The 13228-nt window shown below is 66.0% G+C and carries 12 protein-coding genes; 5 read left to right on the forward strand and 7 right to left on the reverse strand.

Going from position 1 to position 13228, the window contains the following annotated elements:
• Nucleotides 1–47 precede the first annotated feature (47 nt).
• A complete protein-coding gene (locus FHS96_RS23875; protein ID WP_429597926.1) occupies nucleotides 48–1004 on the forward strand; it encodes a LysR substrate-binding domain-containing protein in 957 nt (318 codons plus the stop codon).
• Between the two features lie 24 nt (nucleotides 1005–1028).
• Here the strand turns inward: FHS96_RS23875 and FHS96_RS23880 are convergent, their stop codons facing one another.
• Nucleotides 1029–2675, reverse strand: coding sequence for an FAD-dependent oxidoreductase (locus FHS96_RS23880; protein ID WP_429597928.1), 1647 nt, complete (start codon nucleotides 2673–2675; stop codon nucleotides 1029–1031).
• 272 nt (nucleotides 2676–2947) lie between these two features.
• Between FHS96_RS23880 and FHS96_RS23885 the strand changes: the two genes are divergently transcribed.
• Together FHS96_RS23885 and FHS96_RS23890 are read left to right on the forward strand one after the other, a co-directional pair.
• Nucleotides 2948–4714: a monovalent cation:proton antiporter-2 (CPA2) family protein gene (locus FHS96_RS23885; protein WP_429597930.1), complete on the forward strand. Its 1767-nt coding sequence runs from the start codon at nucleotides 2948–2950 to the stop codon at nucleotides 4712–4714.
• Nucleotides 4711–4857, forward strand: coding sequence for a hypothetical protein (locus FHS96_RS23890; RefSeq protein WP_429597932.1), 147 nt, complete (start codon nucleotides 4711–4713; stop codon nucleotides 4855–4857). Before FHS96_RS23885 ends, FHS96_RS23890 begins: the two co-directional genes overlap by 4 nt.
• Nucleotides 4858–4959: 102 nt before the next feature.
• Here FHS96_RS23890 and FHS96_RS23895 read toward each other — a convergent pair whose 3' ends face one another.
• Nucleotides 4960–5622, reverse strand: a complete 663-nt coding sequence (locus FHS96_RS23895; protein ID WP_429597934.1) for a hydrolase — start codon at nucleotides 5620–5622, stop codon at nucleotides 4960–4962.
• Between the two features lie 157 nt (nucleotides 5623–5779).
• Between FHS96_RS23895 and FHS96_RS23900 the strand changes: the two genes are divergently transcribed.
• On the forward strand, nucleotides 5780–6661 hold the full coding sequence (locus FHS96_RS23900) for a LysR family transcriptional regulator (RefSeq protein WP_429597936.1): 882 nt from the start codon (nucleotides 5780–5782) through the stop codon (nucleotides 6659–6661).
• Between the two features lie 13 nt (nucleotides 6662–6674).
• Here FHS96_RS23900 and FHS96_RS23905 read toward each other — a convergent pair whose 3' ends face one another.
• Together FHS96_RS23905 and FHS96_RS23910 are read right to left on the reverse strand one after the other, a co-directional pair.
• Complete coding sequence (locus FHS96_RS23905; RefSeq protein ID WP_429597938.1) at nucleotides 6675–7448, reverse strand: SDR family NAD(P)-dependent oxidoreductase; 774 nt, start codon at nucleotides 7446–7448, stop codon at nucleotides 6675–6677.
• Between the two features lie 11 nt (nucleotides 7449–7459).
• Nucleotides 7460–8749 carry a serine hydrolase domain-containing protein gene (locus FHS96_RS23910; RefSeq protein WP_429597940.1) on the reverse strand — a complete coding sequence of 430 codons (1290 nt, stop codon included), beginning with the start codon at nucleotides 8747–8749 and terminating at the stop codon, nucleotides 7460–7462.
• A 107-nt stretch (nucleotides 8750–8856) separates the two neighbouring features.
• Between FHS96_RS23910 and FHS96_RS23915 the strand changes: the two genes are divergently transcribed.
• Nucleotides 8857–9708 (forward strand): 3-keto-disaccharide hydrolase, encoded by an 852-nt coding sequence (locus tag FHS96_RS23915; RefSeq protein WP_429597942.1) that lies wholly within the window; start codon nucleotides 8857–8859, stop codon nucleotides 9706–9708.
• 10 nt (nucleotides 9709–9718) lie between these two features.
• Here the strand turns inward: FHS96_RS23915 and FHS96_RS23920 are convergent, their stop codons facing one another.
• From FHS96_RS23920 to FHS96_RS23930, 3 genes are read right to left on the reverse strand one after another with little or no spacing between them, the layout of a single operon-like run.
• Nucleotides 9719–10888, reverse strand: a complete 1170-nt coding sequence (locus FHS96_RS23920) for an AbrB family transcriptional regulator (RefSeq protein ID WP_429597944.1) — start codon at nucleotides 10886–10888, stop codon at nucleotides 9719–9721.
• On the reverse strand, nucleotides 10869–11951 hold the full coding sequence (locus tag FHS96_RS23925) for a tartrate dehydrogenase (protein WP_429598385.1): 1083 nt from the start codon (nucleotides 11949–11951) through the stop codon (nucleotides 10869–10871). Before FHS96_RS23925 ends, FHS96_RS23920 begins: the two co-directional genes overlap by 20 nt.
• A 5-nt stretch (nucleotides 11952–11956) precedes the next feature.
• Entirely contained in the window at nucleotides 11957–13222 is a 1266-nt protein-coding gene (locus tag FHS96_RS23930; protein ID WP_429597946.1) for a glycerate kinase type-2 family protein, read from the reverse strand.
• Between the last annotated feature and the right edge of the window lie 6 nt (nucleotides 13223–13228).

Raw genomic sequence — 13228 nt, forward strand, 5'->3', positions numbered from 1 at the left:
TGATCGAGAGTTAATGACGGGACGATGGCGAAAAAAGATTGTGAGATATGACACAGCGTCCTATCAACAGGACGATGCAGGATCTCAATGATCTTTTCTATTTCGCGGCTGTGGTGAACCATGGTGGTTTCTCATCGGCGGGTCGCGCGCTCGGCATCCAAAAATCCCGGCTGAGCCGCCGCATCCTCCTTCTGGAAGAGCGACTGGGCGTCCGCCTGCTCAACCGCTCCTCACGGCGTTTTTCGGTGACCGAGATCGGGCGTGAATTCTACGAGCGCTGCGTCGCGATGCTCATCGAAGCCGAAGCGGCGCAGCAGATCGCGGCCGTGGTGCAGGCGGAGCCGCGCGGCATCGTGCGGATGAGTTGTCCCACCGCGCTGCTTTCCTTCCAGTTCGGTGCACTGATCGCGCGCTTCATGATGCTTCACCCCGGCGTCCAGGTGCATCTGGAAAGTACCAACCGCCGCGTCGATGTAATCGCCGAAGGGTTCGATCTGGCAATCCGCGTGCGGTTCCCGCCGATCGAAGCGTCAGACCTCGTCATGCGGCGGCTCGACGAAAGCGCACAATGCCTCGTCGCCGCCCCCGCACTGATGCCGGCAGACATCGCCTCGCCGGCGGATCTGCGCGCGCTCTCCAGCCTCGATCTGGTACGGCCGCACCGCGATCATAGCTGGGAACTACATCATGCCGATGGTCAGGTCGCCACCGTGCCCCATACACCGCGCCTTGTAACGGACGACATGTCCGTCCTGCGCGCTGCCGCGATCGCAGGTGCCGGCGCGGTGCAATTGCCGACGATTTTCATCTGGGACGATATTAGGACGGGACGGCTCGTTCATGTCCTTCCTGAGTGGCGACCGCGCGCGGGCATCGTCCATGCCGTCTTCCCATCGCGCCGCGGACTTCTGCCGTCGGTTCGCGCGCTGGTCGATTTTCTTGCTCAGGAATGCGCCATCCAGCGGCAACAGGCGGATCGCGTCGTGCCGCCGCTTGCAGACTGAGCGCTGCCCGAGCCGGGCGCGGGGTCAGCCGCGGACATGATCCCACACTTTCGAGATCACCACCGAGCCTTCGCCGACCGAAGAGGCGACACGCTTGACCGATCCGCCACGCACGTCGCCGACCGCGAAGATGCCGGGGCAAGAGGTCGCGAATGGAGAAGCCGCGTTCACGTCCGCGCCGGTCATCACGAAGCCCTTCGCGTCCAGTTGCACCAGATCGGCGAGCCATCCCGTATTCGGTACGGCGCCGACCATCACGAACACCGCGCAGGTATCGACCCGCTCGTCTGCACCATCGCGGCGGATCGTCACCGCCTCCAGCCGGTCTTCGCCATGTACGGCAGCGACTTGGGCGCCATATTCGATCGTGATCGCCGGATCGGCCTCCAGCCGGCTTGAGAGATAGCTGGACATAGAGGCGGCGAGTGAATCGCCGCGGACGAGGAGCCGGACGCGCGCCGCGACGCGGCTTAGAAACATCGCCGCCTGCCCGGCGGAATTGCCGCCGCCGATGATGATCACCTCGGCATCCCGGCAGAAGCGCGCCTCGTTCTCCGTAGCCGAATAATAGATCCCCGCCCCCTCGAACGCGGCAAGCCGATCGATCGGCAGCCGGCGATACTGGACGCCGGTCGCGATCACGACCGCGTTCGTACGTACGCGGCTGCCCGTGTTGAACGTCGCGCAGAAGCCACCCTCTTCCAGCCGCTCCAGCGCATCCACGCGCAGGGGCACCGCGAAGCGCGTACCGAACTTCATCGCCTGCACCTCGCCGCGCCAGACAAGGTCTGCGCCCGAAATGCCCGTGGGGAAACCCATGTAATTCTCGATCCGGCTCGACGTGCCGGCCTGGCCGCCGATCGCGATGTCCTCGACGACCAGCGCACTCAATCCCTCGGCACCCGCATAAACCCCCGCGGCGACGCCGGCTGGCCCGCCGCCGACGACGAGGACGTCGACCGCCTCGTCATTGACCAGATCCTGGCTCATCCCGATCAGGCGTGCGATCTTTTCCGGCGTCGGATCGAGGATCACGGTGTCCTTGCCGAAGATCACCGCGGGCCGGCCGGGATCGGCCGCGCAGCTCAAGGTAAAAGCGTGCGCCTCAGCGCTGCCCAGCGGATGGGAAGCGCAGGGCAGCCGGTTGCGGCCTGCGAATTCGGCGATGCGGCGGACGTCGCGGTCCGCCTCCTCGCCGATCAGCACGAGCGAACTGTCGCCGCTCTCGAGCTGCCTGCGCCGCCGTGCCGCCAGAACGGTGATGATGATGTCCGACATCTCGGGGACCGCCGCCATCAGCCTGAGCATCTCGGCCCGTGGCACCTCGATCACCCGTGTGTCCTGCGCCGCGCGGAACGCCATCGACCAGCTTCCGCCTGAAAGGAAGGAAATCTCCGCCATGAACTGGGTGGGCCCGAGCGTCGCGGGAACAAGCCGCTCACCGGTGAAGCTGTTCATCACCTCGATTTCGCCGTCCACCACATAGACGAACGTCTCGACCGGGTCGCCGGGGCGGACCAGCACCGTGCCGGCCGGATAGAGGATCTGGGTGCCGGCCTGCCGGATCGCGGCGACATGCGCTTCAGCCAGCGGAACCCGCTGCATTTCCAGGAGGTCCCGGCCGATCTTTTCCACATCAAACTCCCAGTTCGCGTGATCGAGATCTGCCATTCCGGATGCCGCTGCGATAGCGCCGTTTCGCGCGTTTCTGTGTTGCCGATCGCGGAACGCGGCCCGCGAGAAAGAGCAAGATCGCGCACGAACCTTCGTCAGCGTTCCGGAAGCCGTGACACAGTTTGTCGCGAACGCGCCCTATCGCTTCAACGTCCAGACTGCCACTCTCGGGTTCGATGACCTCTCTCCGGCGACGGGTCATCTGCACCGGCAAGCAAACTCGCGGCCGCATCCTGGTCCCGAGAGGACAGGAACGGATATGCGACATCATGGCTGAGGTGAGCCTAGGAGAAACGATCGGGCCTGCGGTTGCGCTGATGGGCGCCGCCGTCGTGGCAGTGCCGCTGTTCCGGCGGCTCGGCCTGGGATCGGTGCTGGGCTATTTCGCGGCCGGCGTGCTGGTGGGGCCATCGGCGCTCGGCCTTTTCACCGATGCGACGTCCATCCTCCACTTCTCCGAACTCGGCGTGGTCATGTTCCTGTTCGTGATCGGGCTGGAACTGCGGCCCTACAAGCTGTGGGCGATGCGCGGAGAGATCTTCGGGCTCGGCCTCGCCCAGGTCGCGCTCGCGATCGCCGCGCTGTCGCTCGCGGCGGCGTTGATCTTCGACATGCCCCCCGCGGTGGCGTTCATTGCCGGCGCGGGCTTTGTCCTCTCCTCCACGGCGGTCATCATGTCCGTGCTGCAGGATCGCGGCGAAATCTCAAGTGCGGAGGGGCAGAAGTCGGTCGCGATCCTGCTGTTCGAGGATCTGATGATCGTGCCGCTGCTGGCGGTGGTCGCCTTCCTGTCACCGGAAGCGCACGGCAGGGCGGGCTGGATGGAAGGTCTCGTCGCACTTGGCGCGCTGCTGGCGTTGCTGGGCGTATCCCGCTTCGGCCTCAACCCCTTTTTCGCGCTGCTGGCGCGGGCGCGAACACGCGAGGTGCTGACCGCCGGGGCGCTGCTCGTCGTGCTGGGTGCGGCGCTCCTGATGGACGTCGCCGGCCTCTCGATGGCCATGGGCGCCTTCCTTGCCGGGGTGATGCTTTCAAGCTCAAGCTATCGCCACCAGATCGAGAGCGATGTCGAGCCGTTCCGCGGGCTGCTGATGGGGTTGTTCTTTCTTGCGGTCGGCATGTCGCTCGATCTGTCGGTCGTCGCGGCGGAATGGCCGCTTCTCCTGTCGATTCTCGCCGCGTTCACGGTGGCCAAGGGCGTCGTCGTCTATGGCGTTGCGCGCCTGTTCGGGAGCGACAACCATCAGGCACTGCACCGGATGTCGATGTTCCTGCAGGGTGGTGAATTCGCCTTCGTGCTCTACGCGGCTGCAACCTCGGGCGGCGTCATCGACGCGCGCGAAAACGCGCTGTTCGCCACCATCGTCATCCTGTCGATGGCGCTCACGCCCTTGCTGATGATCGCGGCCGACCGACTGCTGCGCACCGAGGCGTCGATGGACGGCGTCGATATCGCGCACGGCCTGAAGGGCCGGATCCTCTTCATCGGATTCGGACGGTTCGGCCAGATCGCGTCGCAGGCGCTGCTGGCGCGCGGCATCGACCTTACAGTCATCGACAACAATCCCGATCGCATCCGCGATGCCGCACGCTACGGCTTCAAGGTCTTCTTTGGAGACGGTTCGCGGCTCGACACCCTTCACCATTCCGGCGCGAGCGGCGCGGATGCAATCATCGTCTGCATCGATGACCGCAAAGCCGCGCTGCAGATCGCCGAACTGGTCCGCCATTCCTTCCCCCAGGCAAGGCTGCTGGTGCGGAGCTATGATCGCGGACATGCCGTGGACCTGATCCGCGCCGGAGTGGACTATCAGGTCCGGGAGACGGTCGAATCCGCGTACCAGATGGGGGCCGAGGGATTGCGCGCGGTCGGTTTCGCGGAAGCCGATGTCGACGAAACCGTCGAGGACATCCGTCGCCGCGACGAGGAGCGCCTGGCCGAGCAGGTGCAGGGCGATGCGATGTCGGGCCTCGACCATGTCTTCACCCAGCCCATCCCGGAGCCGTTGACGGCACCGCTGAGGAAAGCATCATGACTGCGCTGCTGAACCAGGGCCATCTCCTGCCGCTGCTCGTCGCGATCGGCGCGGCGGGCAGGCTCAGCTATGACCAGACTGATATGCGGGGCGGCCTGACCGGGTCCAGCTTCCGCTTCGACATGGCGCCGGAAGACGCTTGAGCGGTGCCTGCCCGTCCCTTTTCGCCACGGCTGGCTATATCGGGCCGGCGGACAAGCGCGATGGCGGCGAAACCATCGTGTCGGTTCCGCCGCCTCTTGCAATCAGAAGCCTGCGCTTTCCAGCGACTTCACATCGGTGTTGAGCAACTGCTGTTCCCACAGGAACGCGATGCCGCTGCCCGCCGCATGCTGCTGGAGCACCTCGACGAATTCGGCGGCATGCTCGGTGCGCGCGTGGTCGCGATACCATTCGGAGGCGACAGCGAGCCACGTCATCACATTGGCACCGGCGGAAATCATGCGCTGGATGGCCACCGCATGGGATTCGACGGAAACCCCGCCGCATGCATCGGTGACGACGGTCACGTCCCACCCATCACCCAGGGCGTGGATCACCGGCATCGCGACGCAGATCTCGGTATAGAGTCCGGCAATGATCAACTGCTTGCGTCCCGTTGCCTTGACGGCATCGACGACCTTCGGATCCTCCCAAGTGTTGAGGGTCGTGCGATCGATGACCTCCTGGTCGGGGAAGACATTGGTGATCTGTGGAAACACCAGACCGCCCCGGTCGGCGATGACGCTGGTGATGATCGTCGGGACGCCATAGGCCTTGGCGGTCTTGGTCAGAGCCGCCGTATTGCTCACGATATCATGTGGAATATGGCTGTTGAGGTTCGCGAGCTGAAAGGGCTGGTGATCGATCAGAACGAGCACCGAGTCCTCGGGACGAAGAAGCGAGTCGAGGCCATTACGAAAGCTCATGATTTTCCTCAGTAGTCGTTGATGGTGCTTTTCTCGATCGGCGGGCGAAAATCAGCGCCGCCTTGACGATTACTGCCATCGCTATTTCTGGCACGCTAGTGTCGACTGAAGGCACTTCGTGTCACAGATTTGGGAACGCGGAATGGATATTCTGGAGTTGCGAACCTTTGTGGAGGTTGCCGATGCCGGCGGCGTTACCGCCGCGGCGCGCCGGCTGGGCATCGCCAAGGCGATCGTCAGCCGGCGGCTGATCCGGCTGGAGGCGGACCTTGGCGTTCAGCTGCTCGCGCGGAGCACACGCGGAGCCTCGCTGACGGAAGCGGGCGCGACCTTCCGCGAATATGCGGCGAAAGCGGTCGCCGACATCGACATCGCGCGGGAGACGATCCTGCCCTCCGGCGAACTTCGCGGCCGTCTGCGGATCGCGGCCCCCCTCACCTTCGGCCCGACGCATTTCGCGGCGGCATTTGCCGATCTGGCGCTTCGCCACCCCGCGCTGCATGTCCACACCTGCCACAGCGACCGCTTCGTCAATCTGGTCGAGGAAGGGTTCGATTGTGCGATCCGGGTCGGCCGTCTGCCACCATCCAAGCTACTCGCACGCCGGGTCGGACCGATCTTCGCGACACTGGTCGCCAGCCCACACTATATTGCGACGCACGGATCGCCCGAAACGCCCGAGGAGCTTCTCGACCATGAAGCCATCCTCCAGGGCACGGAATCCTGGTATTTCACCGATGGCGACAAGCCGGTCACGATCAATCCGCAAGGCCGGTTCAAGGCGGATAACGGCGTCGCTATCGCAGCAGCGGTCATCGCAGGGCTCGGCATCGCCATGCTGCCCGATGGCGTGATCGCCGAGCATCTCGCATCCGGAGCGTTGGTGCCGGTTCTGACGGACTATCCGCCGCCAGAATTCGGCATTTTCGTTGTCCGCCCCCCGGGTCAGCACCCCGCCCGCAAGGTTCGGGTGCTGACAGAGTTGCTGATTGAGCATTTCGGAAACGCCCCGCACGTCTCGGGCATCGCGCCCGGTTGATGCCGGAGCGCCGTCAGAGGGGTAGGCGCCGCCTAGCGACGGCATCCGCGGCGCGGCGACCACCCCGGCCTAGACCCCGTTGCGTAAGCATCCTCGATGAGCGGCACGCGCGATTTGCGACGGTCGCCATCTTTCGAGATTTCTGCCCCGCCCGCGCCGCCTCAATCCGCAGCGGCCAATGTTGCACGCGGCGAACGCTTGTCCGGCTTCCCGGGCCGCAGCCACTGGTCCGCAGCGTTTTTCGACGCCTGATACGCGCCCCAGCGAGGGGCGGGTGCAGCAGCACATTCGCCGCAGAGATGCTGAGGATATGCCCGCCCCGCCCCCGCAGTGCCGGAACAAGTGCGAGGATGAGCCGCACCGGTCCAAGATAATTCACCGCGATCGTACGGGTCACGTCGTGGAAACGATCGAGCGAATCGAACAAGGATCGGCGGATAGACTTGCCGGCGTTGCTGATCAGGATGTCGATCCCGCGGGTTGCAAGGTCGCCCGCCAATGCCTCGACCACCGCAGCGTCGATCAAATCCGCGGCGATCGCGGTGGCGCCCCCCCCCGCCGCCTCGATCTCGGCAACAAGCGCTCCAAGCGCGTCCTGCGATCGGGCAATCAGGATCATATCCGCACCGGCGGCGCCGAGGCGCAGCGCGACGGCGCGACCGATGCCGAAGCTTGCGCCGGTGATCACGACGCGCTTGCCGGCAACGCTGCGAGCCAGCCCTTCCGTGCTGAACGCTGCCGAAGGAAACAAGAGGCGCTCAAGGATGGATCGGCGCGGCGACGTCATGACCGGCTTCTTTACTCAAGCGCCTGATAGATCAGCGCCCGCAGCTTGCCATGATCATCCACGCCTTCCGCAGGAACGAGCTGCGCCATGTAGACGACGGTCAACCTCTCCTTCGGATCGATCCAATAGGTGCTGTGATACGCGCCGCCCCAGCCGAATTCGCCAGCGGAGCCCGGCTCGCCCGCCTTGCCGACATCGGCGCGGATGCTGAAGCCGAGGCCGAAGCCCATGCCGGGCGCATAATCTATATCGCCCAGATGGTTGCTCGTCATCAGTTCCACCGACTTGCGGCTGAGATAGCGCCGCCCATCCAGTTCGCCGCCGCGGCGAAGCATTTCGAGGAAACGGCCATAGTCTGCCGCGGTCGACAGCAGGCCGGCGCCGCCCGAAAACGCCGTGCGCGGGCCCTCAACGTAATTGCCCTGGCCGACATGACCGCCGCTGCCGCGCCGCTCCCCTGGTGTCGGCGCTCGTTTCACCCCGCCGGCATCGGCCGAATAGACGACCGCCAGCCGCCCGGCCTTGTCACGGGGGGCGTAGAAGGCGGTATCCTTCATACCCAGCGGTCGGATCAACCGCTCATCGAGGAAGGCCGCAAGCGTCTTGCCGCTGATCTTCTCGACCACAACACCGAGAATATCGGTGTTGAAGCCGTAGACGAACTTCTCGCCCGGCTGCGCGGCCATCGGCAGCTTCGCCATACGCGCGACGACCGCCGAAACGGGCTCCGTACGATCGGCGAAATACCAGCCGTGGATGCCGGCGTCCCGCCACGCCTTTTCCGCCGGCCCCGCGCCATAGGAGATGCCCGCGCTGTGGGTTAGCAGATCGCGGATGGTGATCGGCCGCTTCGCCGGAACCACGTCGTAGCCGCTACCGTCGGAGCGGGCCACGGCAACGCTGGTATTCGTCCATTCCGGCAGATATTTGCCGACCGGATCATTGAGCAGCAACCTGCCTTCCTCCATCAGCATCATTGCTGCCACGCTGGTCAGCGCCTTGGTCTGCGAGGCGATGCGAAAGATGCTATCCTGCCGCATCGGATCCCGAGCCTCCTTGTCGCGCCAACCGACCGCCTTCGCATAGACGGGTTGCCCATCCTGCTGAATCTGCACCACCGCCCCGGCGATGCGGCCCTGATCGACATAATCCTGCAGAAGCTGGCCGACCCGCGCGATCCGCTCGGCGGACACGCCCGTGGCCACGACCGGCTGGGGCTGCGCCTGGGCGAACGCCGGCGCCGCGCCGAGCAGGGAGGCGGCAAGCAGCGCCGGCGCAACCAGATGGACCATAGACTTCATCACCATTCTCCCTGCCGGCACATATCCATCCAGCATGGGAGTGGCGCCCGATCGTGGTCAAGCGCTGCGCGCGACGTAGTGGGTGAGATCGATCATCGTCTCCCCGCATGCTCCGGCCGGAACCGCTGGACCAATGCCGCGAGAGCAAGCACAAGCGCATATGGGGGATCGGAAAACAGGATGAGCGCCGGATGAAAATGCCTTTTCTCATATGTGCGGCATTGCTGCTGGGCGCGGCCCCGCCGTCCGAACCGAAATGGCAGCCGATCTTTGACGGGAAGACGCTCGACGGCTGGACGCCCAAGATCACCGGCCGTCCGCTGGGTGAAGACCCGCTTCACATGTTCGTCGTCCAGGACGGCGCGATCCGCGTGTCGCACACCAATTACCGGAAGTTCACCGGTGAGTTCGGCCATCTCTTCTGGAAAAGGCCCCTTGGCGCCTTTCGCATAAGGTTCGAATATCGATTGTTCGGTGAATCGCTGCCGGGCATCAAGCAGTGGCAGGCGACCAATTCGGGGTTGATGTTCCATTCGCAGGCCCCCGCAACGATCCGCCGCGACCAGGATTTTCCGGTGAGTCTCGAGATGCAGTTGCTCGCCACGCCGCGCCCGACCGAAGAACCTACGGCCAATCTCTGCACGCCCGGGACGACAGTGCTGTTCGAGGGCAAGCGCGATCCCAGGCATTGCATTCTCTCAAAATCCCCGCTGCTGCCAGCAGGGCGCTGGACCAAGGCGGAGCTGGAGGTACTGCCCTCGGGCGAGGTCACGCATTTCATCGATGGCAAGGCCGTGCTGCGCTATTCCGGTGCCGAACTGGATCCTGAAGACAAGGATGCGAAGCCGCTGGTCGCGGCGGCCGGCGGGACGCTGCAGCTGAAGCGCGGGTACATCGCGCTGCAGGGTGAGGGCCACCCGGTCGAGTTCCGGAACATCGAGTTGCAAATCCTCGACTGACAAGCAGGATCTATCCGATCGTATCGGCATCCTCGGCCAGCGCCTCCGCCTCCCGATCCTGCCGATCGTCACGCCTGCCCGCCGCAGTCATGTGCCACGCCGCTGCCCAGCGGCCGAACAGTGGCGCGAGCAGCACGACGAGGATGATGCGGGAGATTTGCATCGCCATGATCAGCGGCAGATCGACCGCAACGCTCTCCGCCACGACCAGCACCGCGTCGGTGCCGCCGGGGTTGAGCGCCAGATAGGCAGTGAGGAAGTCGATGCGCATGATCCTGGCGAAGAGCAGCGCGAGCGCGGCGCTGAGCGCGAGGATGGCGAGGATGCTGAGCGCGATGCGGGGCAGCAGCCGCGCGCTTTCGAGCAGCGCGGCGCGGGTGAAGCTGAGGCCGATGTGCCAGCCGATGATCGTGAAGGCGGCCGCGACGCTGAGCGGCGGCACTTCTAGCCGCAACCATCCCGCCATCTGCAGGGCGATGCCGCCGAACACCGAGACGAAGATCACCAGCGTCTGGCGCTTGAGCAACAGTGCGGCGAGCGTCGCGATGCCGGCCAGCGCCGCGGTGCCGAGGACGGCGGGGGGCGGCCCCAGCGTCAGCCATGGCGTGGCGGGCCCACCCGGCACGATCGTCGCGCCGCCGGCATGGGGCTGGCCGAGCAGGATGCCGATCAGCACCACCACCAGCGCCGCGGCGACGACGCGCAGATATTGCATCAGCGCCACCAGCCGCTTGTCACCGCCATAGGCTTCGGACAGCAGCACCATCGCCGAGGCGCCGCCGGGCGACATGCCCCAGATCGCCGAGGTGCCCGGCAGCCAGCGCAACCGCGCGGCGACGAAGCCGAGCAGCATGATCAGCATCGTGAGCAGCAGGTTCATGCCGAGCAGCGCCGGCCAGTGCGGCACCAGTTCGAGCAGCACCGGCGGCGTCATCGACCGTGCGATCAGGCAGCCGAGGATGGCCTGCGCGAGCGCGGTGAGCCAGCGCGGCAGCTTCAGTCCGGGCCGCATGTCCGCCACCCAGATCGCCGCCACCATCGGGCCGAGCATCAGCGCGGCGGGCAGATGGGCGAGGCGCAGGGCGTTGGTGAGCGCGAGGGAGATGAGAAGAAGGATCGCCCAGGTGGTGGGGCGGGAGCGCCAGAGGCGCGTCACGCCCTCACCCCGCCATGAGCGCATCGACCACCGCCTTGCCGCAATCCTCCGTGCTCGCCGTGCCGCCAAGGTCGCGGGTGCGATAGTCGGGGCGGGCGAGCACGGCCTCGATCGCGTCGAGCACCATCGCCGCCGCCTTGGGCTCGCCGAGATGGTCGAGCATCAGCGAGGCGGACCAGATCTGGCCGATCGGGTTGGCGATGCCCTGACCGGCGATGTCCGGCGCCGAGCCGTGGACGGGCTCGAACAGCGAGGGGAAGCGCCGTTCCGGGTTGATGTTGCCGGCGGGCGCGATGCCGATCGTGCCGGTGCAGGCCGGGCCGAGATCCGACAAGATATCCCCGAACAGATTCGAGGCGACGACAACATCGAACCAGTCAGGATGCTGCACAAAGTGCGCCGCCAGAATATCTATGTGATATTTATCGCATCGCACCTCAGGATAAATCGCCGACATTGCTTCAACCCGTTCATCCCAATAGGGCATGGTTATCGATATGCCGTTGGATTTCGTCGCCGATGTCAGGTGTTTCTTTTCACGACGCTGGGCGAGGTCGAAGGCATATTTCAGGATCCGGTCGACGCCGATACGCGTCATCACCGTTTCCTGCACGACCACTTCGCGATCGGTGTCGGGAAAGATGCGGCCGCCGATCGAGGAATATTCGCCCTCGGTGTTCTCTCGCACGACATAGAAGTCGATGTCGCCGGGCTTGCGGTTGGCGAGCGGGCTCGGGACGCCGGGCATCAGCTTCACCGGGCGCAGGTTCACATATTGATCGAACTCGCGGCGGAACTGGATCAGCGATCCCCATAGCGAGACATGGTCGGGCACCGTCGCCGGCCAGCCGACCGCGCCGAAGAAGATCGCGTCATGGCCGCCGATCTGCGCCTTCCAGTCGGCGGGCATCATCGTGCCATGTTCGAGATAATAGTCGCAGCTCGCGAAATCGAAATGATCGAAGCGGAAATTGCACCCGCATCGCGCGGCCACCGCTTCCAGCACGCGCAGCCCCTCGGGCACGACTTCCTTGCCGATGCCGTCTCCGGCGATCACCGCGATCCGGTGGGCATTGTCCCCCATCATCTTCGTCACGCTCCATCCCCCTGGCCGGGCGGATCGATCAGGATCGCCCGGAAATCGTTCACATTGGTCAATGTCGGCCCGGTCATCAGCAGGTCACCGAGCCGGTCGAACAGGCTGTAGCCGTCGTTGCGCGCGAGATGGTCGCGGGGCGAGAGGCCCAGCGCACTGGCCCGCGCGAACGAGGTCTCGTCGATCAACGCGCCGGCATTGTCCTCGGTGCCGTCGATCCCGTCGGTATCGGCGGCGAGCGCCGTCACGCCGGGGCAGTCGCCCAGCGCATCGAGCAGCCCGAGCAGGAATTCGACGTTGCGCCCGCCACGCCCGCCGCCGCGGACGGTGACGCTGGTCTCTCCGCCCGACAGCAGCACGCAGGGCGCCGCCGCCGGCTGGCCGTGCGCCAGCACCTGCCGGACGATCCCGGCATGGACGGTGCCGACCACCGCCGCCTCTCCTTCGATCGCATCGCCGAGGATCAGCGGCGCATAGCCCGCCGCGCGCGCCACCGAAGCGGCGGCTTCGAGCGCCATCTGCGCTGTTGCCACCACCCTAACGCCCCCCAAAGACACCGCTAACGCCCCCTTATCGCCCCGAAGCCATGTCTCAATCGAGACCGAAGGGGTGATGCCATGGCGCGCGATGACCGCGCGGGCGGTTTCGGAACCGGCGGCATCGGCGATCGTCGGCCCGGATGCGACCAGCGCCGGATCGTCACCCGGCACGTCGGAAATGATCAAGGTCTCGACGCGCGCCGGTGCCGCCGCCGCCGCCAACCGCCCGCCCTTGATCAGCGAGACCTGCCTGCGCACCGCGTTGATCTCCGCGATCGTCGCGCCCGAGCGGAGCAGCGCCCGGGTGAGCGCGCGCTCATCCTCCAGCGAGACGCCGGGCGGCATCGCGGGCAGCAGCGCCGATCCGCCGCCGGAGATCAGGCACAGGACGAGATCGTCGGCGCCGAGCCCCGCGACCGCAGCGAGCAGGGCCTGCGCCGCCGCGACACCGGCCGCGTCGGGCACGGGATGGCCCGCTTCCAGCACGCGGATGCGCGCGCACGGAACGGCGTGGCCGTAGCGCGTCACCACGACGCCTTCGAGCGGCTCCGCCCAATGCGTTTCGACCGCGCGCGCCATCGCCGCCGCCGCCTTGCCGGCGCCGACCACGACGGTGCGCCCTTTGGGGGCCGGCGGCAGGTTGGGCGGCACGCAGCGATCGGCGCTGGCGCTCGCCACCGCAGCGTCGAACATCGCGCGGAGCAGCGCCCGGGCCGCGGTCATGCCCGC

Origin of the sequence: Sphingomonas zeicaulis (assembly GCF_050433225.1) — a bacterium.
GTDB lineage: Bacteria > Pseudomonadota > Alphaproteobacteria > Sphingomonadales > Sphingomonadaceae > Sphingomonas_D > Sphingomonas_D zeicaulis.